Source organism: Mesorhizobium sp. P2_C4, assembly GCF_056404575.1.
In genome coordinates this window covers 36,754-59,308 of record NZ_JBFUDT010000006.1, presented here as the reverse complement: position 1 = coordinate 59,308, position 22,555 = coordinate 36,754, and the positions used below count along the sequence as shown (strand labels likewise).

The 22,555-nt window shown below is 63.0% G+C and carries 25 protein-coding genes; 7 read left to right on the top strand and 18 right to left on the bottom strand.

The genetic code is table 11. The annotated features are described in order from the left end of the window. Positions 1-81: 81 nt before the first annotated feature. The 15 genes from AC1DX6_RS22160 to AC1DX6_RS22090 all read right to left on the bottom strand — a co-directional run bounded on the left by AC1DX6_RS22160 (position 82) and on the right by AC1DX6_RS22090 (position 13,200). Positions 82-1,293, bottom strand: a complete 1,212-nt coding sequence (locus AC1DX6_RS22160) for an MFS transporter (RefSeq protein ID WP_477317269.1) — start codon at positions 1,291-1,293, stop codon at positions 82-84. Then, positions 1,290-1,790, bottom strand: a complete 501-nt coding sequence (nusB, locus tag AC1DX6_RS22155) for a transcription antitermination factor NusB (RefSeq protein WP_477242830.1) — start codon at positions 1,788-1,790, stop codon at positions 1,290-1,292. The genes AC1DX6_RS22160 and nusB overlap by 4 nt, the downstream gene beginning before the upstream one ends. Beyond that, complete coding sequence (ribH, locus tag AC1DX6_RS22150) at positions 1,787-2,281, bottom strand: 6,7-dimethyl-8-ribityllumazine synthase (protein WP_477317267.1); 495 nt, start codon at positions 2,279-2,281, stop codon at positions 1,787-1,789. Before ribH ends, nusB begins: the two co-directional genes overlap by 4 nt. A gap of 94 nt (positions 2,282-2,375) precedes the next feature. Continuing rightward, a complete protein-coding gene (locus tag AC1DX6_RS22145) occupies positions 2,376-2,591 on the bottom strand; it encodes a type II toxin -antitoxin system TacA 1-like antitoxin (RefSeq protein WP_477317265.1) in 216 nt (71 codons plus the stop codon). Then, positions 2,591-3,208, bottom strand: coding sequence for a riboflavin synthase (locus AC1DX6_RS22140; protein ID WP_477317263.1), 618 nt, complete (start codon positions 3,206-3,208; stop codon positions 2,591-2,593). Before AC1DX6_RS22140 ends, AC1DX6_RS22145 begins: the two co-directional genes overlap by 1 nt. 11 nt (positions 3,209-3,219) lie before the next feature. Further along, on the bottom strand, positions 3,220-4,344 hold the full coding sequence (ribD, locus tag AC1DX6_RS22135; RefSeq protein WP_477317261.1) for a bifunctional diaminohydroxyphosphoribosylaminopyrimidine deaminase/5-amino-6-(5-phosphoribosylamino)uracil reductase RibD: 1,125 nt from the start codon (positions 4,342-4,344) through the stop codon (positions 3,220-3,222). A 2-nt stretch (positions 4,345-4,346) separates the two neighbouring features. Continuing rightward, positions 4,347-4,826, bottom strand: coding sequence for a transcriptional regulator NrdR (gene nrdR, locus AC1DX6_RS22130; protein WP_477317259.1), 480 nt, complete (start codon positions 4,824-4,826; stop codon positions 4,347-4,349). Between the two features lie 103 nt (positions 4,827-4,929). Next, a complete protein-coding gene (locus AC1DX6_RS22125) occupies positions 4,930-5,520 on the bottom strand; it encodes an invasion associated locus B family protein (RefSeq protein ID WP_477317741.1) in 591 nt (196 codons plus the stop codon). A gap of 79 nt (positions 5,521-5,599) precedes the next feature. Next, entirely contained in the window at positions 5,600-6,913 is a 1,314-nt protein-coding gene (glyA, locus tag AC1DX6_RS22120) for a serine hydroxymethyltransferase (protein WP_477317257.1), read from the bottom strand. A gap of 173 nt (positions 6,914-7,086) precedes the next feature. Next, a complete protein-coding gene (locus AC1DX6_RS22115) occupies positions 7,087-8,727 on the bottom strand; it encodes a Na+/H+ antiporter (protein WP_477317255.1) in 1,641 nt (546 codons plus the stop codon). 143 nt (positions 8,728-8,870) lie between these two features. Further along, a complete protein-coding gene (locus AC1DX6_RS22110) occupies positions 8,871-10,124 on the bottom strand; it encodes a L,D-transpeptidase family protein (protein ID WP_477317254.1) in 1,254 nt (417 codons plus the stop codon). Between the two features lie 296 nt (positions 10,125-10,420). Continuing rightward, positions 10,421-10,810, bottom strand: a complete 390-nt coding sequence (locus AC1DX6_RS22105) for a hypothetical protein (RefSeq protein WP_477317252.1) — start codon at positions 10,808-10,810, stop codon at positions 10,421-10,423. 208 nt (positions 10,811-11,018) lie between these two features. After that, a complete protein-coding gene (ldtR, locus tag AC1DX6_RS22100) occupies positions 11,019-11,534 on the bottom strand; it encodes a transcriptional regulator LdtR (protein WP_477317250.1) in 516 nt (171 codons plus the stop codon). Between the two features lie 206 nt (positions 11,535-11,740). Then, positions 11,741-12,163: a DUF6163 family protein gene (locus AC1DX6_RS22095; RefSeq protein WP_477317248.1), complete on the bottom strand. Its 423-nt coding sequence runs from the start codon at positions 12,161-12,163 to the stop codon at positions 11,741-11,743. Beyond that, on the bottom strand, positions 12,160-13,200 hold the full coding sequence (locus tag AC1DX6_RS22090) for an enoyl-CoA hydratase/isomerase family protein (RefSeq protein ID WP_477317246.1): 1,041 nt from the start codon (positions 13,198-13,200) through the stop codon (positions 12,160-12,162). The genes AC1DX6_RS22095 and AC1DX6_RS22090 overlap by 4 nt, the downstream gene beginning before the upstream one ends. Positions 13,201-13,303: 103 nt before the next feature. Between AC1DX6_RS22090 and AC1DX6_RS22085 the strand changes: the two genes are divergently transcribed. From AC1DX6_RS22085 to hemB, 3 genes are all read left to right on the top strand, one after another. Further along, positions 13,304-13,882, top strand: coding sequence for a pyridoxamine 5'-phosphate oxidase family protein (locus AC1DX6_RS22085; RefSeq protein ID WP_477317244.1), 579 nt, complete (start codon positions 13,304-13,306; stop codon positions 13,880-13,882). A gap of 113 nt (positions 13,883-13,995) precedes the next feature. Next, entirely contained in the window at positions 13,996-14,817 is an 822-nt protein-coding gene (locus tag AC1DX6_RS22080) for a DUF2066 domain-containing protein (RefSeq protein ID WP_477317242.1), read from the top strand. Positions 14,818-14,952: 135 nt separating this feature from the next. Further along, on the top strand, positions 14,953-16,005 hold the full coding sequence (gene hemB, locus AC1DX6_RS22075; RefSeq protein WP_477317240.1) for a porphobilinogen synthase: 1,053 nt from the start codon (positions 14,953-14,955) through the stop codon (positions 16,003-16,005). Between the two features lie 27 nt (positions 16,006-16,032). Here hemB and AC1DX6_RS22070 read toward each other — a convergent pair whose 3' ends face one another. Further along, positions 16,033-16,689 carry a glutathione S-transferase gene (locus tag AC1DX6_RS22070; RefSeq protein WP_477317238.1) on the bottom strand — a complete coding sequence of 219 codons (657 nt, stop codon included), beginning with the start codon at positions 16,687-16,689 and terminating at the stop codon, positions 16,033-16,035. A 114-nt stretch (positions 16,690-16,803) separates the two neighbouring features. On the opposite strand from AC1DX6_RS22070, the gene AC1DX6_RS22065 reads away from it, so the two are divergent. Continuing rightward, the gene (locus AC1DX6_RS22065; protein WP_477317236.1) at positions 16,804-18,012 is read left to right on the top strand and encodes a polyhydroxyalkanoate depolymerase; all 1,209 of its coding nucleotides are present in this window, start codon (positions 16,804-16,806) and stop codon (positions 18,010-18,012) included. A gap of 70 nt (positions 18,013-18,082) precedes the next feature. Here AC1DX6_RS22065 and AC1DX6_RS22060 read toward each other — a convergent pair whose 3' ends face one another. Continuing rightward, positions 18,083-18,409 (bottom strand): DUF1330 domain-containing protein, encoded by a 327-nt coding sequence (locus tag AC1DX6_RS22060; RefSeq protein WP_477317234.1) that lies wholly within the window; start codon positions 18,407-18,409, stop codon positions 18,083-18,085. 175 nt (positions 18,410-18,584) lie between these two features. Between AC1DX6_RS22060 and AC1DX6_RS22055 the strand changes: the two genes are divergently transcribed. Together AC1DX6_RS22055 and AC1DX6_RS22050 are read left to right on the top strand one after the other, a co-directional pair. Then, on the top strand, positions 18,585-19,280 hold the full coding sequence (locus AC1DX6_RS22055) for a winged helix-turn-helix transcriptional regulator (RefSeq protein ID WP_477317232.1): 696 nt from the start codon (positions 18,585-18,587) through the stop codon (positions 19,278-19,280). A gap of 118 nt (positions 19,281-19,398) precedes the next feature. Continuing rightward, positions 19,399-20,043 carry a dihydrofolate reductase family protein gene (locus tag AC1DX6_RS22050; RefSeq protein ID WP_477317230.1) on the top strand — a complete coding sequence of 215 codons (645 nt, stop codon included), beginning with the start codon at positions 19,399-19,401 and terminating at the stop codon, positions 20,041-20,043. Between the two features lie 232 nt (positions 20,044-20,275). Here the strand turns inward: AC1DX6_RS22050 and ppk2 are convergent, their stop codons facing one another. Beyond that, a complete protein-coding gene (gene ppk2, locus AC1DX6_RS22045; RefSeq protein WP_477317228.1) occupies positions 20,276-21,196 on the bottom strand; it encodes a polyphosphate kinase 2 in 921 nt (306 codons plus the stop codon). 213 nt (positions 21,197-21,409) lie between these two features. On the opposite strand from ppk2, the gene AC1DX6_RS22040 reads away from it, so the two are divergent. Beyond that, positions 21,410-22,453: an aldo/keto reductase gene (locus AC1DX6_RS22040; protein ID WP_477317226.1), complete on the top strand. Its 1,044-nt coding sequence runs from the start codon at positions 21,410-21,412 to the stop codon at positions 22,451-22,453. Positions 22,454-22,555: the final 102 nt, after the last annotated feature.

The following is a 22,555-nucleotide window of genomic DNA, read 5'->3' as shown; positions in this document are numbered from 1 at the left end:
GGTTTCATAAGACGAGCGATCAGCGCAATAATTTTGTTCGGAAGAGGCGAATCCGGCTTGGCCAGTCCCGACAGCGTGATGTCAGCTGGGTTGGCGCAAGCCAGTGATCTTCAGTGTTCCCAGCGCGACGAAACACAGCGCCGTCACCGGGAAGATGATCCAGTTCAGCATCTCCCAGCCCCAGGCATTGTAGATCATGCCCGACATCAGCGACGCGAAGGCGACGGAGCCGAAGAGGACGAAGTCGTGAAAGCCCTGGACCTTGCTCTTTTCGGAAGGGTGGTAGCTGTCGGCAACCATGGCGGTTGCGCCGATGAAAGCGAAATTCCAGCCGAGGCCGAGCAGGATCAGCGCCGTCCAGAACTGCCACAGATGCAGGCCCGACAAAGCCACCGCGGCGCAGCCGATCAAAAGCATCAGGCCGCTGGCAACGATCCGTTCGGCGCCGAAGCGATGGATCAGCGAGCCGGTGAAGAAACTTGGCGCGAACATCGCCATGACATGCCAGGAAATGCCGAGCGTGGCGTCGTCCGTCGACAGGCCGCAGCCAACCATGGCCAGAGGCGCGCCGGTCATGACGAAGCTCATCAGCGCGTAACTGCCGACGGCGCAAAACAGCGCCGCAACGAAACGCGGCCGGGTGACGATCTCGGAGAGCGGCCGGGCATCGCTGTCGGCGATTTCGGCCTTGCCCGCAGCCTTGGCCGGAATGCGCAGGAACGACAGGATGATGGCGCCGACCGCGGCCAGCGGCAGAATGGCAGCGAACGAGCCGGCAAACATCACCGGCGCAAACAGTTCGCGGGTGAAGATGACGATCTGCGGCCCGAGGATGGCGGTGATGATGCCGCCGGCCAGCACGAAGGAGATGGCGCGCGCCTTGAATTCGGGCGGCGCATTGTCGGCGGCCGCAAAGCGGAATTGCTGGACGAAGGCGCCGCCGACGCCGATCACGGCCAGACTGAACGCGAACAGCCAGAAGCTGGCCTGAAACAGCGCCAGCGTGGCGATCAGCCCGCCGAGCGCGGTGATGATGGTGCCGGTCATGAAGCCGCCGCGCTGGCCAAGCTGGCGGATGATGGCTGCGGCCGGCAGCGCACCGACCGCCACGCCGACATTGAAGCCGGTGATCGGCGCGGTCGCCAGCGACTTGTCGGCGGCAAGCAGATATTGGCCGGCCAAGCCGCCCATCGAAATGGCGATCGGCGCAGCCGAACCGATGATCGCCTGCGATGTGGCGAGAATGATCGCCGTGCGGCGCGCTTCCCTTGCGACCCCGGCGGCGACAGTCATACCGCGTCCTTGCCGCGCCCCTCGCCGCGCACCCGGCGCGACACGCGATCGAGCACGGCATTGACCAGCTTCGGCTCGTCGTCTTCGTAGAACGCCTTGGCGATATCGACATATTCAGAAACGATGACGGCCACCGGCACATCCTCGCGCTTCATCAGTTCGTAGACCCCGGCGCGCAAGATGGCGCGCAGAGTCGAGTCGAGCCTGGACAGCGGCCAATCCTCGGTCAGCGCCTGGCGAATGATCGGATCGATGCTCTTCTGGTTCTCGACGACGCCGGCAAGGATGGCGCGAAACCATTGCGCGTCGGCCTCGCGGTAGAGCGCGCCGTCGACTTCCTTGCCGAGCCGGAAGGCCTCATACTCGGCTGTGATTTCGATGACACCGCTGCCGGCTACGTCCATCTGATAGAGCGCCTGAACGGCGGCAAGACGGGCGGCGCCACGCTTGTTGGCGTGGCGGATCGCGGGCTGGCCGGGCGCAGCGGGTTCGCTCACGATCCGGCTCCCAGCTGCTGCTTGAGCGCGATCATGGTCAGCGCCGCACGCGCGGCAAAGCCGCCCTTGTCGCCTTCCGAACGCTTTGCCCGCGTCCAGGCCTGCTCGTCGTTCTCGGTGGTCAGGATGCCGTTGCCGATACAGACGGAGTCCTGCACGGAGATATCCATCAGCGCCCGGCTGGATTCATTGGCGACGATGTCGAAATGATAGGTATCGCCGCGGATGATGGTGCCAAGTGCGACAAAGCCATCATAGTTTGTGCCGCCTTCGGCCATGCCGTCGAGCGCGAAGGAAATCACCGCAGGGATTTCGAGCGAACCGGGAACGGTGACGACGTCATAAGTCGCGTCGGCTTCCTTCAGCGCGCTTGTCGCGCCGTCAAGCAGCGCGTCGGCGAGATCGTCGTGGAAGCGCGCCTCGATGATCAGAAGGTGCGCCTTCTGTTTCGGACGGATGAACGCTTTGCCGTGTTGGGATGTGCCAGCCATAGATGTCTCCGGGGGTAGCCGGTGACTTAGGCCGAAGCCGGTTTGATCGCAAGCGGAAGATTGCTGGAGGTGCCGGAGACCTGCCGAACTCAGCTCATTCGCCGGTGGCTCGACGATACCGTTGCACGGTATCGCGCAGACGATCGTTCACCGGGCTCGGTGTGGTCAAGGCCTCAACGAAGACGCGAGCGTCGCTGGCCGACAAATCGAGATGCTGGCGCTCCTTAACAGCAGAGCCGATGTCCCCATCAGCCACTGGCTCGTGAGTCTGCTTGCCTTTCCAAGTAGAATTTACCCTGTCCTTGGCCATCAGAGCCCCTCTTTCGCAGCCTCGACAAGCCGCGCAGCGTAGCGGGCCATGGTGTCGATCTCGAGGTTGACCTTGTCGCTCACGTTACGCTCGCCCCAGGTGGTGACGGTCAGCGAATGGTGGATCAGCAGCACGTCAAAGCGCGTGCCTTCGACCTTGTTGACGGTGAGCGAGGTGCCGTCGAGCGCGACCGAACCCTTTGGCGCGATGAACTTTGCCAGCTCGCGCGGCGCCTCCAGCGTGAAGCGCACGGCGTCGCCCTCCTCCTTGCGCGTCACGATCTCGGCCATGCCGTCGACATGGCCTGAGACAATGTGACCGCCGAGCTCGTCGCCGATCTTCAGGGCGCGCTCCAGATTGATCCTGGTGCCGGATTTCCAGCCCATCGCGGTCGTCAGCCTGAGCGCCTCTTCCCAGGCCTCGACCTCGAACCAGCGCGCATTGGCGCCCCTTTCAGGCAGTGCCGTCACCGTCAGACAGACGCCGCCACAGGAAATCGAGGCGCCGATAGCGATGGTGTCCGGGTCGTAAGCGGTGTCGATGCGCAAGCCGACCCCTTCCCGCAGCGGCCTCACGGCAGCGACGGTGCCGACATCGGTGACAATTCCTGTAAACATCGATGCTGATCCTAGAAGCTTCGTATCCACTCGGCATAGCTGTCTTCGCCGAACTGCATGTCGCGCAACTTGCGAAATCCTGCCGGGATATGGTTGGCGTCGATGGGCGATGCAATGCCGTCCTTGCCAATCGCTTCCGGCCCCTGGAACAGGATGATGCGATCGACCAGACCGTCGGCGAGGAAAGCCTTGGCAACCTTGGCGCCGCCCTCAACCAGGACACTGGCCATACCGAGTGCGGCCAGATCCTCGAGCAGTTCCGGAAGGGCTACGCCGCCCTCATGCGTTTCGGTGCCGATGAAGCGCACGCCGGAGCGTTCGAGCGTTGCCCGCCGCTGCGGATCGGCCTCCAGGCAAGAAGCGACATAGAGTGGAACCCGGTCAATGCCGGAGACCAGCTTCGACGTTTCCGGCAACCGGATCTGGCGATCGAGCACGATGCGCGCCGGCGAGCGGTTCTCCAGTCCCGGCAACCGCACGGTCAGCGCCGGATCGTCTTCCAATGCCGTGCCGATGCCGACCAATATGCCGTCGGCCTCGGCCCGCATCAGGTAGACTTCACGCCGCGCGATATCGCCGGTGATCGAGACCTGCCCCTCGCCTGCTACGCCGATCTTGCCGTCGCTGGAAAGCGCAAGTTTGAGAATCACTTCTGGGCGTTTTTTGAGGGACCGAATCAAATAGCCGGCCATCTGCTCGGAGGCTTCCTCCGCCAGCACCTTTTCGACCACCTCGATACCCGCGGCGCGCAGGATGGCGTAACCTTGGCCGGAGACGCGCGGATCGGGGTCGCTCGCCGCCCCGACCACCCGCGCCACGCCGGCATTGACCAGCGCGTTGGCGCAAGGCGGCGTGCGGCCGTGATGGGCGCAAGGTTCCAGCGTGACATAGGCGGTGGCGCCACGCGCCAGTTCACCGGCCTCGGCCAGCGCCTCGGTCTCGGCGTGCGGCCGGCCGCCGACAGCGGTGACGCCGGTGCCGACGATCATCGGCCCGGCGCCGTCGTCGCGCACGACCAGAGTGCCTACGGACGGGTTGGTCGAGGTCCGCCCGGCGTTTTTGCGCGACAGCCTGAGCGCTGCCGCCATGAAGCGGCGATCAAGAACCTCTTGCGCGGCTTTGTCAGGCCTTGCCATGCTCAGCCGGCTTCCTCGTCGCCCTTGGCTTCGTCGCCTTTGAGCTCGCCCAGCACGTCATGGAAATCCTTCGCCTCGCGGAAATTGCGGTAGACCGAGGCGAAGCGCACATAGGCGACGTCGTCGAGTGACTTCAGCGCCTCCATGACCAGCCGGCCGACCTCACCCGAGGCGACTTCGGTCTCGCCCGAGCTTTCGAGCTGGCGCACGATGCCGGTCACGGCGCGGTCGATGCGCTCGGGATCGACATTGCGCTTGCGCACGGCGATCTCGACCGAGCGCAGCAACTTGTCGCGGTCGAACGGCACTTTGCGTCCGGATTTTTTCACCACCACGAGATCGCGCAGCTGGACGCGCTCGAAAGTGGTGAAGCGGCCACCGCAATCAGGGCAGACGCGCCGTCTGCGGATCGCCGCGCCATCTTCGGCGGGGCGCGAATCCTTCACCTGCGTATCTTCAGACTGGCAATAGGGACAGCGCATGGAGAGCCTTCGGTTCGAGATTCTTGGTGAGCGAAAAGCTTAAAGCCTTCCGCGCCTCAGAGATAGCGAGGCGCGAGGAAGATTGCCAGCGCCGGCAGATATGTCAGGGCGCGACGTCCTTGGTCGGGAAGCCGCAGGATGTGCCGAGATTGCGATAGGCCTTGGTGAAGCCGTCCATCGGAATACTGGTGACAGTCTGTTTGCCGAAAACGACATCGAGCGAGACGACTTTGCGCATGGCGCGCAACAAAGCGAGGCTGGTCTTGGCTTGATTGTCGACGGACCAGCTCGGGCGGCCGTTGATGGAGTCGTTGGAATAGACCGTCGCGGAAACCTTGACGCCGGGATCGCCGAAGGTCGCCGCGATCTTCTTGCCGATCGGCAGGTCCTTGTTGCCGACGGTGATCATAATGGCCGGGTAGGCATCGGGCGGCAGCGCATCGCCGGTCGAAATCGACAACGTCAGCGTGCCCGAATTGCCACTCGCATCGAAGAATGCCGTGGAGGCCGCACAGGTCTTGTGCGAATCCTGGCCGGTGTCGAGCGCATCGATGATGGTGGTCCACCTGCCAAAGGTGTTGGTGGCCGGACCATCCGTGCTCGGCTGGGTCTGCTCCTGGGCGACCGCGCCTGACACAGCGAGGGCGGCAAGCCCGCCGAAAAGGGCCAGAATGGCAAGACGGAAAGTTCGCATCATCAGTCTCCGGTAAGCCGCGCCGCCCGATCAAGGAGCGGCGCAGAGTGCAGGATAAGAGATGACGCCCGGCGTCAGGTCAACCGAGATAGGGGTAGAGCGGGAAACGATCCGTCAGGGCCACAACCTTGGCCTTCACCGCGGCCTCGACGGCAGCATTGCCCTCGTCGGAATTCGCCACCTTCAGCCCGTCCAGCACTTCGGCGATCAGCTTGCCGATCTCGCGGAACTCGGCCTGGCCAAAACCGCGCGTGGTGCCGGCCGGCGTGCCGAGACGAACGCCCGAGGTCACAAAAGGCTTTTCCGGATCGAAGGGAATGCCATTCTTGTTGCAGGTGATGTTGGCGCGGCCAAGTGCTGCCTCGGCGCGCTTGCCGGTGGCGTTCTTGGGGCGCAAATCGACCAGCATAAGATGGTTGTCGGTGCCGCCGGAGACGATGTCGAGGCCGGTTTCCTTGAGACTCGAAGCCAGCGCCTTGGCGTTGGCGGCGACGCTCTCGGCATAGAGCTTGAAGCTCGGCTTCAGCGCCTCGCCGAAGGCCACCGCCTTGGCGGCGATGACGTGCATCAGCGGGCCGCCCTGCAGGCCGGGGAACACCGCCGAGTTCATCTTCTTGGCGATGTCTTCGTCATTGCACAGGATCATGCCGCCGCGCGGACCGCGCAGCGACTTGTGCGTCGTCGTCGTCACCACATGGGCATGCGGCAGCGGCGACGGATGCACGCCGCCGGCGACAAGGCCGGCGATGTGCGCCATGTCGACCATCAAATAGGCGCCGACAGCGTCGGCGATCTCGCGGAAACGCTTCCAGTCCCAGACGCGTGAATAGGCGGTGCCGCCGGCCAGGATCAGCTTCGGCTTGGTCTCATGCGCGGTCTTCTCGATCGCGTCCATGTCAAGCAGGTGATCTTCCTTGCGCACGCCGTAGGAGACGACCTTGAACCATTTGCCGCTCATATTGACCGGCGAACCGTGGGTCAGGTGCCCGCCGGAATTAAGGTCGAGGCCCATAAAGGTGTCGCCGGGCTGCAGCAGCGCCAGGAACACCGCCTGGTTCATCTGGCTGCCGGAGTTCGGCTGGACGTTGGCGAAGTTGCAGCCGAACAGCTTCTTGGCGCGCTCGATGGCCAGTTCCTCGGCCACGTCGACGAACTGGCAGCCACCGTAGTAGCGCTTGCCCGGATAACCCTCGGCGTATTTGTTGGTCATGATCGAGCCCTGCGCCTCGAGCACGGCGCGGGAAACGATGTTTTCCGAGGCGATCAGCTCGATCTCGTGGCGCTGGCGGCCGAGCTCGTTGCGGATGGCGCCGAAAATCTCCGGATCGGCATCTTCCAGCGTGGTTTCGAAGAAGGATTCGAATTTGTTCGACACTGCCGCTGCTGTTGCCATGGCCTGAAATCCTCCGGTTCGGGGCAATTTACCTCTGCATATCATTGGCCCAAAACCGCTGCGCGGCTCCGGGCGACATGCAGTGCCGCGCCATTAACACAGTTGTTTTGGCCTCGCCACGTTTGCGGCGCGAAATTTGCTGGCCGGTTTGCGCCAGCAAAGCCGGGTAGTGGCTATTTCCTGGACTGCCGGCCTTTCAACAGAGCTTCGGTGAGCGTGATCTCGGCAAAGAGCGCCTGTGCCGTATGGTCGTTGATTTCGCCGCTGCGCAACATGGCGCGCACGGCGGTGCGCTCGGCCTCGATGGCCGAGAACCGGAGCTCCAGCTCCAGCCGCCCGGCTTCGCGAGCCTCGGCTCGGGCCTCATCGGCTTCGTCGGAGGCGGCGATGCGGCGGCGGTAGCCGGCAACGATGCTGTCAGCCACCGCAAGGCGGGCGCCGGCCTCCTCCCCTTCGCTTCCGTCATTGGCGACGCTCTCGATGCGGGCGATTGCGGCGTTGGCCGCGCCAACGCGAGCCCGGCGCTCCTCGGCGGCGCCCGGATCCTCGCCCGGTTCGACCAGCCCGCGGGCGATCTTCGGCAAGGCCAGGCTGGCGATGATCAGCCAGCAGATGATGACGCCGGCGGCGAGGAAGATCACCAGGTCGCGCGCCGGAAAGGGCGAACCGTCCGGCATGGCGAGCGGCAGCGACAGGATGCCGGCGAGCGTAATGGCGCCACGCACGCCGGCCACGGAACCGGCCAGCCGCACGCGCAGCCCGAATGGCTCGGCCTTGCGCTTGCCCAGGCGCGCCGCGATGCCGGCGGCGATATCGCCGACCCAGATCCACAGGAAGCGCAACGCGATCAGACACAGCGTCAGGATCAATACCGTGGCAACAGGCTCGATCAGCCAATGCCGGGTCGAGAGTTCGGGCGGCACTTTTCGGATGATATCAGGGAGTTGCAGGCCAAGCAGGATGAAGAGCGCGCCATTGAAGACGAAGGACAGCGTCGTCCACAGCGACATCGTCTGCATGCGCGCCGAGACGCCGAGGTAACGGAAAATGCCGGAGCCGCCGGTGAGCAGACCGGCGGTGACAGCCGCCAGAATGCCGGAGGCGCCGGCATGTTCGGCGCCGAGATAGGCGATGAAGGGGATCAGAATCATGACCAGCACCTGCGCCTCGGCCGGCACGCCGCCGATGCGGTTCAGGAGCTGAAGCGTCTTGGCGGCGACGAACAACGCCGCGACGCCAACCAGGATGCCGGCCGCCACGGCATAGAAGAAGCTCAGCGATGCGGCGGCGAAAGAAAAACTGCCGGTGAGCACTGCCGCCACGGCGAAGCGGAACATGACCAGGCCGGAGGCGTCGTTGAGCAGCGACTCGCCCTCCAGAATGTGCATCAGCCGCGCCGGCACCACATTCCTGTCGACGATCGAGGACACCGCCACCGCATCGGTCGGCGACAGCACCGCGGCAAGCGCGAAAGCGACGACAAGCGGGATGCTCGGCACCAGCCAGTGCAAGGCGTAGCCGAAACCGACGATGGTGAAGAAGACCAGCCCGATGGCAAGGTCGAGGATCGGCCCGCGCAGAGCAACCAGTTCGCGCTTCGGGGCGGTCGCGGCGTCGCTGAACAGCAGCGGCGGAATGAACACCAGCAGGAACAGTTCGGGGTCGATCTCGACATGCAGGCCGCGCATCGGCCAGGCAAGTGCGGCGCCGATGGCAATCTGCAGCACCGGCAGCGGCACTCGCACCAGCCGCACCAGCGCGCCGGACACGGCGACGAAGACGAGCACGACAAGGATGAAGACGGCGACTTCCATGCTGCGTTTCCAGACGCGTTGTTGCCGACCATGCGCAAAGCCGGCCGATCCGTCCAGTCGGCAAAAAACAGACGCGCCGACCGGGAATTCGAAAAACAAAAGGCCGCCATACCGGCGGCCTTTTCAGCAATAAGATCAGTCGCTTACAGCGCTGAAGTGATCTGCAGCTCGCTGGCCCCATCGAGGCCGTAAATGTCGTCGCGCAGCTGCACGACGCCTGGCCCTGTCGACCATGCCGAGAGATAGAGAAAATGCACCGGCACCGGATTGGTCACCTGCACCGGCGTGTTCTCGCCGGTCTTGATCGCCGCCTCGAAATGCTGGCGGTCCCAGCCTGGCGTGTCGCGCAGGATCCAGGTGACGAGGTCGCGCACATTCTGCACGCGCACGCAGCCCGAGGAATCGAAACGCATCATCTTGCCGAACAGGCTCTGCTGCGGCGTGTCGTGCATATAGACGCCATCCGGGCTCGGGAAGTTGATCTTGACCGAGGCCATGGCGTTGCCGGAACCCGGATCCTGGCGGAAGCGGTACTTTTCTGCATCGTCGGTCGACCAGTCGACGGTCATCGGATCGACTTCGCTGCCATCCGGCGCGAACAGGCGGATATGGCTGTCCTTGAGATAGTCGGGGTTCTTCCGCATCAGCGGAATGATGTCCTTGCGCACGATCGAGACCGGCGCATTCCAGTAGGGGTTGACGATGATCTCGTTGATCTTGGAATTGACGATCGGCGTCTGGCGATCGATCTTGCCGACGATCGCGGTGTGGCGCAGCACAACACGCTCGTTCTCGACCGCCTCGATCTGGGCGCCGGGAATGTCGACCAGCACGTAGCGATTGCCCAGCGTACCGGCCTTTTCGCGCAGCCGCTGCAGGTTGGTCTGCAGCTGGCCAAGCCGGATCTGCGCCGAAACATTCATCGCCGCATAGGTGTACTTGCCCATCGAGCCGTCGGAAGGCAGGCCGTGGCGCGCCTGGAAGCGCTTGACGGCCGCGTCGACATAGGAATCGAAGGACGTCGAAATGCCGGCGCTCTGCGCCAGGTCGCCCGACATCATCAGCCGCTTGCGCAGCGGCACCACGTCGGGATCATCGACGCCAAGCTGCAGCTTCTTGGTCGCGGGAACCTCGACCCAGCCGCCCTGGGCGACGATGTTCTGATACTGCGCGACGGCCTGCTCGGTGAAGGCAACGGTCTGCAGGCTGAAGATGGGCAGCGTCGAGGCGACCTTGCCGCCTTCCGAGGCGCGGGCATCGAACTGGTCGTCCCAATTGCCGCGGGCCGAGGATTTCAGGATATCGCCGATCACATCTTGCGCGCTGGCACTGTTCGCAACCATTGCGACGGCGAGCGCGGAGGCTCCGGAAAGGAAGAAACGGCGGCTGGTTCTCATGGACGTTCCAGACATTCTTGTAGCAATCGGATCACCGGGCGATCTCGCCCGCACTTTAAGATTGGCAATCTTAACAATTAGCCAACCATGGCTTGCATCACTTAGGCGTGAAACGCACGGGTGCGATGCCAGTTCCGGGTGACCACTTGCCTTGAACTCTTGGCTTTCACCGCAGCATCACCCGTATCCTCGCTTTCACCGGGAATATGGCGGCAACGTGGCTGTTGCCCGAATTTGGATTGGCCCGAGCGGCGAAAAGCGATCACCGGTGCTTTTCGGCACCTTCAGCCCGAAGCCTAACCCTTCGGATCCTGACCTGGCGGCGCCTTCAATTCCGAGCATCGCTCCAACACCTCATTCTGGGGATAGCGCAGGACCTTGTTATCCTCCAGTTTGAGCAGCAGCTCCCGTCTCGTGTCCGGGCTGCCCTCGCCGTCCGTGCAACTCATGTCCAGAATGATCGCGTCCATGCGGTTGATCTTCTGAACTTTGTGCAATGTGCAGCGGACTTCCCACATCTCCACCGCTTTGTCGGTGAATGTGACGATCGAGTCGTTGTAGTCGCATGGGGCGCTGCCTTGCGCGGCAAAGGAATCCTTCCACCACTCCTCAGCGAACGCTGCTTGCGAGACCAACAAAAGTGCCGCGGCAAGCGAGCAAATCGTCGAGCGTTTTCCCAGGTCCATTATGCGTTCCCTCCAGGCCGCGATAATTAAGCACCGTTGCCGCAAAACTGCCAAGGATGCTGCCGACGAGGCGGCTGAGCTTTGGGCGAGGTTTCCAGACCACGAAAAGAAAAAGGACCGGTGCCCCCCGGCGCCGGTCCTTGATTTCCTTCTTCCCCGGCCGCGCTTCTTTTTGGCGCGGCTCCGATCCTGATGCCAGGGATGCGCCTTACATCCGATAGGCGATGGTGTCGTTCCAGAAGCGGTCGAGCCGCTGCAAAGCGCGGTTCATCTGCTGGAACTCTTCGCTGTTGATGCCGCCGACCTGCTCGATCGAGCCGACATGGCGCTCATAGAGACCGGCGACGACTTCCGCCACCTCATTGCCTTTCGGCGTCAGTGAAACGCGGACCGAACGACGGTCGATGCGCGAGCGCTGGTGGTTGATGAAGCCGAGATCGACGAGCTTCTTCAGATTGTAGGAGACGTTCGAGCCGAGATAATAGCCACGCGAGCGCAGTTCGCCGGCGGTCAGCTCGGAATTGCCGATGTTGAACAGCAGCAGCGCCTGGATGGCATTGATGTCGGAGCGGCCGTTGCGGTCGAATTCGTCCTTGATCACATCAAGCAGACGGCGGTGCAGACGCTCCACCAGCTGCAGCGATTCCATGTACAGCGAACGGATCGCCTCGCGGCGGTCGTCGGATACGTTGGCGGTCTTCGCCGCCGGACGCGAATTGATCATTGTCTTTGCCTCTCGTTTGTCGCCCTGGTGATTTTTTGTTTTTCACCTTGATCGCGACACTATCGAATACTCATAAAATTCGACTTAAACGCTAGGGCTAACAAGAGCTTACCGGTAATAGGTTTCGCAAGAGGCTTAACGAACGGTCACCCGAGCAAGGATAATTAACCTAAAGATTTAGCCAATGGTTTCGGGCCAACCAGGGCTTAGGCCCGCGCCGGGCGCTTGCGCATCCAGATCACTACGCGGAAGACGACATAGAACAGCGCCACCGCAACGTGCGAAAGGATGATCAGCGGCCGGTGGCCGAACAGATCGGGGAATCCTGCATACATGATGGTTTCGGTGACCGCGCAGATGAACCAGATCACCGGCCCCCAGGACGCCAGCATCCACAGGCCGGCGGCGGCAAAGGGAAAGAACACGGCGAGCACGACGGCCGCCACCTGCCAGTGCACCGGCATCAGATCGAAGCGCCACAGCGGACCGGGATAGAAGCCGATCAGGCGGATCCAGTAGAGAATGCCGAACAGTAGGCAGTAGCCGGCAATGACGCGCTGGAACCAGGCGAAGATGATTTCGACGCCGGAAGGCTGCAGCACGATGCGTCTCGACGCGGCCTCGCTCACAGATCGAGCTCCCGTTCGAGCGGGGCGAAATAGGCATCGATGTCGGTAGTGCCGACTGCATCGATGCTGGCCGGCTGCCAATGCGGCTTCGAGCCCTTGTCGATGATAGCGGCGCGGATGCCTTCATAGAAATCGCGGCCGGCAAGCATGCGGTTGAGGATGCGGAACTCCATCTTCATGCATTCGTCCATCGACAGCGTCAGGCCGGCGCTGATCTGGCGCCAGGCGACATGCAGGCTGGTCGGCGAGCGAGTGCGGATCGTTGCCAGCGTCTTGGCGGCGAATTCGTCGCTACCCGCCGCCCGCTCCAGGCTGTCGACGATATCAATGAGCGAGGCTTGCGCAAAATGCTGAGCGATCGCCGCCAGCGTAGGCCTGTCGGTCTCGCGCCGGGCGGAGACAAAAAAACCGCGCAGCACCGATTCCGGATCGCCGGTCGCCGCCAGCCGGTCGAGAAAGCCGGCCTGGTCCTCGGCCTTGATGGTGTGCGTGGCGAGACCCGACCACAACGCGTCGCCATAGCGGATGCGGTTTCCGGTCAGCGCCAGATACATGCCAAAGCTGCCGCCAAGGTCCGGCAACAGATGGCTGGCGCCGACATCGGGGAAAAAGCCGATGCCGACTTCCGGCATGGCGAACTGGGCGTTCTCGGTCATCACGCGCTGCGAGCCGTGGAACGAGATGCCGACGCCACCACCCATGACGATCCCGTCGATCAGCGCGACATAGGGTTTTTTGAACCGCTTGATGCGGGCATTCAGCTGATACTCGTCGGCGAAGAACTCGACCGGCGGCTGTCCCGCCCGGCCGGCCTCGTAGATGTGGAGGATGTCGCCACCGGCCGAAAATGCCCTGCCTTCGGCCTTGACGACGACGACATCGACGCTGTCATCGCGCTCCCAGGCGCGCAGCGCCTTGTCGAGCGCCTGGACCATGCGATGGGTGACGGCATTGAGCGCCTGCGGCCGCGTCAGCGTGACGACGCCAGCCCTGCCCAACCGTTCGAAGCGAATCTCGTCGCCTCCGCCAAAATCCATCGTGAAAGAATCCCTCCCCGCGCCTGCGGGACTGAAGTGCTAAAGCGTGGCGCATGGGTGCGTCAATGCCGGTGGCCAATCCGGGGTGGAAAGAGGCCGTGCTTTGCGTCGGCGCGACGTTGTCAGCGAATGCCAAACACTCCATCTATCCAGCAATGAACTCGAAGGCGAACGCATGGTCCTTGAACCCGAAGCGTCAGGATATGATTTTCCGATGCCGCGAAAGTTCGACCCGGACGATATCTTAAGTCGCCCGCTAATGGCGAATCTGGCGACCGTCACCGCGGACGGCGCGCCACGCAACGCACCGATGTGGTTCCTCTGGGAGGACGGTGCGATCTGGCTGCTCGGCTCATCGGAGGCAAGTGCGGTCAAGCATCTTGAAAGAGACCCGCGCTGCGCGGTGGAAATCGTTCACTTCGACAGCAATGCCGGCATCCTGCTGCATCTGGGACTGCGCGGCCTCGCCACGATCGAACCGATGGTGCCGGACCGCTTCAAACGGCTGCTGCACAAATATCTCGGCCCGCAAGCAGACTGGAATGCGTGGTTCATCGACAATGTGGCGCAGATCGACCATCCGGACGGGCGCATGATCCGGCTTGCCCCGGTCAGCATCTTCACCAACAACGTGTCGTTCTTCAAAACCGGCCCTGATCTGGCCTGGCCGCCGAATCCGTAGCCACATTCGCCTCCGCTTCCCGCCTTGGCCACCGCCGCCGGCCAATGCTACAAAGCCGCCGACCATCGCGGCATCGACCCATGGCGATGACGGGCTTCGGGGGACACTAAGCCATGCCTGGATTTTCGCGGCTCGCGCTGGTGATGATCGGCCTGCTCGGTTCGATGCCTTGTTCCGCTGTCGCGGCAAGCGTCGACGAACTCTATCAGGCGCAGACCATCGTCACCGGGCAGGGCGAGGTGAACCGCCAGATCGGCTTCAAGGCCTGTCTGGACTCGGTTCTGGTGCGGGTTTCCGGGGATCAGCGCCTGCCGAAAAAGCCGGAAATGGCTAATCTGCGCGACAAGGCCGGCAGTTTCGTCGACACGTTCCGTTACCATGACCGGCTGGAAGGCATTCCGGTCCATGACGAACAAGGCACGCACGACCGGCCGCACGACCTCACCTGCCTCTACAAGCCGGCCGCGATCGATCCGGTCCTGGCGTCCCTTGGCAGCAAGCCATGGCTTGGCGAACGGCCGCGCCTGGCGGTGTTTCTGACGGCGGAGCAAGGCACAAGGCATTTCGCACTGAGTGCCGACGAGGAGCATGGCCAAGCCATGCGCGAATCCTTCGCCAATGCCACCGGCCCGCTGGTGATGCGGATCGCATTTCCCTCGGCATCGCTGCTCTCTGGTGCCGGTCTCGACGACGAGACACTGCGCCATGCCGATTTGGCGACGCTGGACCAACTGGCAAAAAAAGCCGGCGCCGACCAGGCACTCGCCGGCAGCATCGTATGGAGCGACAAGGATCTGGGCTGGATCGCCGACTGGCGGCTGGCCATGGGCGGCAAGACCTTCACATGGCAGGTGCGCGGCGTCAGCTTCGACGAGGCGTTTCGTGTTGCGATGAGGGGCGCGGCGCAGGTGCTGTCGGGCAATGGACAGCCTTGAGAGGTCGGCGCCGCCCCTCATCCGCCTGCCGGCACCTTCTCCCCGTGAACGGGGAGAAGAGAGCCTGGCACAATCGTGTCGCATTGGTCAGCGGCAAGGGCTCGTGGTAAAAGCCGCCGATCCGGAGTTCTGGCAATGAACAAATTCACCCCTGCAACGAACAAATTCGCGCCGGCAAAAGCTGCCGGCGCACGCAGCGTCGACGAGATCACCGGCAGCCGCCGTCTGCGGCGCATGCGCAAGGCCGACTGGTCGCGCCGCCTGGTTCAGGAGAACAGGCTTTCGGTCGACGATCTGATCTGGCCGATCTTCGTCGTCGACGGCAAGAACATCCGCGAACCGATCGCCGCCATGCCGGGCGTCTTCCGCCTGTCGATCGACCTAGCCGTGAAAGAAGCCGAGCGCGCGGCAAAGCTCGGCATTCCGGCTATCGCCACCTTCCCCAATGTCGAACTCGGCCTGCGCGACCAGACCGGCTCACACATCCTCGACCCGGAAAACATCATCAACCGCACCACGCGCGCGATAAAACACGCGGTGCCGGAGATCGGCATCATCACCGATGCCGCACTCGATCCGTTCACCTCGCACGGCCATGACGGCATTTTGCGCGACGGCATCATCGTTAATGACGAGACGGTGGAACAGGTAACGGCGGCAGCCGTCATCCAGGCGGCGGCCGGCGCCGACATCATCGCACCGTCGGATATGATGGACGGCCGCATCGGCGCCATCCGCGATGCGCTCGACGCCAACGGTTTTCAGGATGTGGCGATCATGTCCTACGCGACCAAATTCGCCTCCGCCTTCTACGGCCCCTATCGCGAAGCGGTCGGCACGGCCGGCCTGCTCAAGGGCGACAAGAAGACCTATTACATCGACCACGCCAATTCCGACGAGGCGGTGCGCGAGGCCGAGCAGGATATCGCCGAGGGCGCCGACATGCTGATGGTCAAGCCCGGCCTGCCCTATCTCGACATCATCCGCCGGTTGAAGGACGAGTTCCAGATGCCGACCTTCGCCTACCAGGTGTCGGGCGAATATTCGATGATCAAGGCGGCGGCCGCCAATGGCTGGATCGATGGCGAGAAGGCGATGCTGGAGAGCCTGCTCGCCTTCAAGCGCGCCGGCTGCGACGGCATCCTCACCTACTTCGCGCCTGAAGTGGCGGCGATGCTGAAGGGATAGCGGCGTCGCGGCTGCCCTGCTCCAGCCTTAAAACTCCACGTCGAGTTCGATGATGTCCTCGGGTTCGGCCAGCGCGTCTTGCGTCCATTCCTGCATCAGCGGCCATGCAAGGATCCTGTCGCAATACGCTGCGAGCGGTGGTTCGAGCTCAACCGCATAGGTGCGAAAACGGGTGCAGACCGGCGCATACATCGCGTCTGCCACTGTCGGTGACGCACCGAACAGAAACGGCCCGCCATAGGTCGCCAGGCATTCCGACCAGATTGTCTTGATCCGCTCCACATCCGGGCGCGCGCCGGAAAAGATCTTGAAGCTCTTGTGCCGGGCTTTCAGGCTCATCGGCAGCGCGGAGCGCAAATTGTGAAAGCCTGAATGCATCTCGCCTGATACCGCGCGGCAATGCGCGCGCGCCACGCGGTCGGCCGGCAGCAGCCCGGCATCCGGCATGGTCTCGGCCAGATATTCGGCGATCGCCAGCGTGTCCCACACCGTCACCCCGTCATGGGTCAGCCGCGGCACCAGCACCGATGGCGACAAAAGCAGCAATTCCTGCCGCTGCTCGGGGTCATCGATATCGATGCGCTTCTCCTTAAACTCCAGCCCGGCCATGCGGCAGAGCAACCAGCCACGCAGGGACCAGGACGAATAATTCTTCGACGAGATCGTCAATGTCGCCTTGGTCATGCCGTCCGGCCCTCCGAGCCCCTTTGCCGGCAACAATCCTCTCGCAATGCACAAAATTTTGCACTAGATTTTTTTGCACTGCCACATGGCGGCTTTGGAACGGGATGCATCTCGATGCTGTACCAGTCCTACCAGCTACAGGACGACCTCATCGCTCCGTCGCGTTTTTTCGCCGATCTCATACGCTCGGCGATGAGCAGCATGGTTTCGGGCGACAGCGTGAAGCAGCGCCTTGCCGCCGGGCTGGAGATGATCGGCCGCTTCAAGCTCACCCATGCGCGGCCGGATTTCGACATCAAATCGGTAAAGGTCGGCAAGCGCGACGTGCCGGTCACCGTCGAGACGGCGCTCGAGCTGCCGTTCGGGACGCTGCTGCGCTTTGCCAAGGACATGGATACGCGCCAGCCCAAGGTGATGGTGATCGCCCCGTTGTCGGGTCATTTCTCGACGCTGCTGCGCGGCACGGTGGAAACGCTGCTGGCCGACCACGAGGTCTATATCACCGACTGGGCCAATGCGCGCGACGTGCCGCTTTCCGCCGGCCGTTTCGGCGTGGACGACTATGTCGACTACATCATCCGCTTCCTGGAGGCGATCGGCCCGGGCGCGCACATACTGGCGGTCTGCCAGCCCTGCGTCCAGGCGCTCGCCGCCGTCGCCGTGATGTCCGAGGACAGGCATCCCGCGACACCGCGCTCGATGACGCTGATGGCGGGGCCGATCGATCCGCGCGAAAGCCCGACCAAGGTCAACGAGTTCGCCGTCAGCAAGTCACTGGCCTGGTTCCAGAGCTCCGTCATCTCGCGCGTGCCGTGGCGGCATGCCGGCGGCGGACGCCGGGTCTATCCGGGCTTTCTCCAGCTTGCCGCGTTCATGGCCATGAACATGGACCGCCACAACAAGGCCCACCAAAAGCTGCATGACCATCTGTCGGCCGGCGAGACAGCCGAGGCCGAGAAAATCAAGACCTTCTACGACGAGTATCTGGCGGTGCTCGACCTGACCGAAGAGTTCTATCTCGAAACCATCGACCGGGTGTTCCAGAAGGCGGAGCTCGCCACCGGCACGTTCACGTACCGTGGCAGCCCGGTCGACCCGGGCGCGATCCGCAACACGGCGCTGCTGACCGTCGAGGGCGGGCGTGACGACATCTGCGCGCTTGGCCAGACCTCGGCCGCGCATGAATTGTGCCGGTCGCTGCGCCCGCATCTGAAGCGCCATCATCTGCAGGCCAATGTCGGCCACTACGGCGTCTTCAACGGCAAGCGCTGGGAGCGCGAAATCTATCCGGCCGTGCGCAATCTCATCTTGTCGATGGAATAGTTTTGCCCCACTGGGACAGAGACGCTGAAGAGATGGCCGGAACCCGGAAACGCCGGGTTCCGGCTGTTCCTTACGCCTTGGGCAGGTAGGGAATCGTTCCTGCGAGATCGGTGTTGTCGATCATCTGGAAGCGGCTGTCGCTGCCGGCCTGACGCGCCGCCACGAACGGCGCGTACCGCGGATCGGTGGTGAAGGCCTCGGCGGCCTGAGCCGACGGAAACGCCATGATGGCGATGAGGCTGGTGTCCAGCGGCTTGCCCTCAAGCGTCTTCACATTGCCGCTGCGCGCCAGATATCTGCCGCCATGCTTGTGCACGAGATCGTGCACCGAAGCGGCATATGCCGGCACCCATTTGTCGTCCTTCACCTTGATGTCTGCGATCACATAAGCGGTCATTGTCTGCTCCTCATTGATCGGCACCGGACTGCCCGGTGACGTGACCGCTGCTTCCCACGGCGATGGCGCATCCCTCCAGTCACCGAACTGTACCAGGGGGCCCAGTACAGGTTCTGTACTGGCCCGACGATCGGTTTCTGGGTAAGGTCGGCCATCTTTTGTTGGAGACCACCACATGACACAGGCCGGATACAAACAATTCTGCCCGCTCTCCATGGCCGCCGAACTGCTCTGCACTCGCTGGACCATGGTGCTGCTGCGCGAACTGGTGGCGGGATCGACCCGCTTCAACGACCTGCGCCGCGGTGTGCCGAAAATGTCGCCAACCCTTCTGTCGCAACGGCTGAAGGACCTCGAAGCCGGCGGCATCGTCGAGCGCACGGAGGTCAAATCCGAGAAGGGCGTGTTCGAATACCGGCTGACCGAAGCCGGCAGGGATTTGCGCCCAGTGGTCGAAGCGATGGGCTTCTGGGGGCAGAAATGGGTGGAGGCCAGGCTGTCGCTGAAAAACCTCGATCCATCGCTGCTGATGTGGGACATGCGCCGCAATCTGAACCCCAGTCCGCTGCCGGACGGACGCACCGTGATACAGTTCCTGTACCATGACCTGCCGGCGACAAAGCGGTCCTGGTGGCTGATCGTCGAGAAGCAGGGCGATGTCGATCTCTGCTGGTACGATCCGGGATTTGACGTCGATCTCTACGTGTCGACGGACCTGTGCACCATGACGTCGATCTGGATGGGGCTGACGACCGTGCACAAGGAACGCGACAAGATCAGCTTGACCGGCGACCTCGATATCGCCGCCAAAATGCAGATCTGGCTTGGCCTGAGCCCCTTTGCGGTGATGCCGAAGCGTGCCGCGGCCTAGGCCGTCAAACTCACGGATTCCGCAGACTTTGGTCTACCCTTCGAAAATCTACTTGCCAAATGCAAGCAGATTGGCTAACTGATTGCAAAATACAACCAGTTATCGAGGAGAACCCTTCATGTCCAAGCTGCGCGTCAATGCATTCACCCTGTCGCTCGACGGTTTCGGCGCCGGTCCTGACCAGACCCTGCAAAACCCGCTCGGCGTTGGTGGCGAAGAGCTGCACAAATGGATGATCGGCACCCGCACCTTCCACGAAATGGTCGGCAAGGATGGCGGCACCACCGATGTGGACGACCGCTTCACGGTCCGCAGCTTCGACAATGTCGGCGCCTGGATCCTCGGCCGCAACATGTTCGGACCGATCCGCGGGGAATGGCCGGACGACAATTGGAAAGGCTGGTGGGGCACCAATCCGCCCTATCATGTGCCGGTCTTCGTGCTGACCCACTACAAGCGTGATCCGATCGAAATGGAAGGCGGCACCATTTTCCACTTCGTCACCGGCGGCATCCATGATGCGCTCGACCAGGCGAAAGCCGCGGCCGGTGGCAAGGATGTCCGCGTCGGCGGCGGCGTCTCCACCATCCGGCAATATCTGCAGGAGAAGCTTATCGACGAGTTGCATCTGGCGGTGTCGCCGATGCTGCTGGGCAAGGGTGAGAACCTGTTTGCCGGCCTGGATATGCTTGAGCTCGGCTATCAGTGCACCGAGCAGGTGGCGACGGCGCTTGCCACGCATGTTACGATCAAGCGGGGGTAGGCCTCATCACAGTCGGGAAAGCAGCGATCCGTCGCGCCCCCCTCTGTCCTGCCGGACATCTCCCCCACGAGGGGGGAGATTGGCAGCTTCGTGGAAGGCGCTATTCCTGCAACGTCGGTGATTGGCGAAGACCAACGTGTCGTCTGATCTCCCCCCCAAGTGGGGGAGATGTCCGGCAGGACAGAGGGGGGCGCGAAAGAATGCCGTCCCCTCATGTCTTCAGCGCAGACGCTCAATACTTCTCCGGCACGTAAAGTTCGCGCGGCAGGGTCTGGCGCTCATATTCGGGGTTGAAGACGCGCTCGGGCAGCGTGATCTCCTCATGCGGCACCTCCTCATAGGGCATCTGCTTGAGCAGATGATCGATGCAGTTCAGCCGCGCCCGTTTCTTGTCGTTGCCCTCGACGATGTACCACGGCGCCTCAGGAATGTTGGTGCGCGCGAAGGTCTCTTCCTTGGCCTTGGTGTACTGCTCCCAGCGCACGCGCGACTGAAGGTCCATCGGCGACAGCTTCCACTGCTTCATCGGATCGTGGATGCGCATCAGGAAGCGCATCTGCTGCTCCTCGTCGGTGATGGAGAACCAGTATTTGACAACCGTGACGCCGGAGCGGACCAGCATGCGCTCGAATTCCGGCACGTCGCGGAAGAATTCCTCGACCTGATCGGGTTCGGCAAAGCCCATCACCCGCTCGACGCCGGAGCGGTTGTACCAGGAGCGGTCGAACAGGACGATCTCGCCACCGGCCGGCAGATGCGGCACGTAGCGCTGGAAATACCATTGCGACTTCTCGCGCTCGGTCGGCGCCGGCAGTGCGACGACGCGGCAGATGCGCGGATTGAGCCGCTGGGTGATGCGCTTGATGACGCCGCCCTTGCCGGCGGAGTCGCGGCCCTCGAAAATGACCACCAGCTTCTTCTGGTGATAGGCGACCCAGGACTGCAGCTTGATCAACTCGGACTGCAAGGTGATGAGGTCGCGAAAATACTGCATGCGATCGATCGATGGCGGATGCGCGTTCTTGTAGATCTTGGCGATCTCCATCGACAGCGCCGGTTCCGACATTTCCAGCTCGTAGTCTTCGTCGAGCGTGTCGGCCAGCTCCGCTTCAAGCCAATCCCTGGCCGGAGAATTCTGTTTTAACTCGGTCATTTGCGCTGCTCCGCTTGCCGGCTGAAGTGAAACCCTGAGCCGACTTGATATAGGCCGGCAATGACGGTTTTATTGCAGCCACCGGACGCCGCAAATCCGCGAGGCATGGTCGATCCGCCGCCGTGGCATGGCGACAAGCCGCTCGAATTGTCCTACAAATGCCGAACCCCTCGGGCTGCCCTGCCCTCCCCACCGAAATTGCGAGGATTTGACATGGAATACCGCACGCTTGGCCGTTCCGGCCTGAAAGTTTCGACGCTGACGCTCGGCACCATGACCTTCGGCGGCGCCGGGCCGTTCGCCGCCGTCGGCAATTCCGATCTCTCGGAAGCGAGGCGTATTATCGACAGCTGCATCGATGCCGGCATCAATCTCATCGACACCGCCAATGTCTATTCGAACGGCATTTCCGAGGAGATCATCGGCGAGGCGCTCGGCGGCAAGCGCAAGGGCGATGTGCTGATCGCCTCCAAGGCGCGCATGCGGATCGGCAAGGGGCCAAACGACGAAGGCCTGTCGCGCTATCATCTGATCCGCGAGTGCGAGAAGAGCCTGAAGCGGCTTCGCACCGATGTCATCGACATCTATTTCCTGCACGAATGGGACGGTGTGACGCCGCTCGAGGAAACCATCGCCGCGCTCGACACCTTGGTTGCGCAGGGCAAGATCCGCTATGTCGGCTGCTCCAACTATTCCGGCTGGCAGGTGATGAAGGCGCTGGGCATCAGTGACAGAAATCACCAGCCGCGTTTCGTCACCCAGCAGATCCACTACACGCTGGAGGCGCGCGAAGCCGAATACGAACTGCTGCCGATCTCGGTCGACCAAGGGCTCGGCGTGCTGGTGTGGAGCCCGCTCGCCGGCGGATTGTTATCTGGCAAGTACAATCGCGACAGCCCCACGGCCCGCCAGCTCAGCGGCTGGTCGGAGCCGCCGATCCGCGACGAGGATCGGCTGTGGCGGATCGTCGACGTGCTGGTCGAGATCGGCAAGGCGCGCGGCGTGTCTGCCGCGCAGGTGGCGCTGGCCTGGCTGCTCGGCCGTCCGGCAGTCAGTTCGCTGGTGATTGGCGGCAGGACCGAAGCCCACTTCAAGGACAACATCGCCGCGGCAAGCCTGGTGCTTTCCGAGGACGAGCGCAGCCGCCTCGACGTGGTCAGCAGGCCGCCCTTGCTCTATCCCTACTGGCACCAGCAGTTGACAGCCAAGGATCGGTTCGGTCCCGCCGATCTGGTTATCGACCGGAGCGGCATCTGACCGGCGTCAAATCGATGCCACGCGACCGCCCGGTTGAAAGGTTGCGTCCGCGATGCCGGTGAGCGATGCTTCACCGATGTCGCGAATGCACGCAGTCTCACG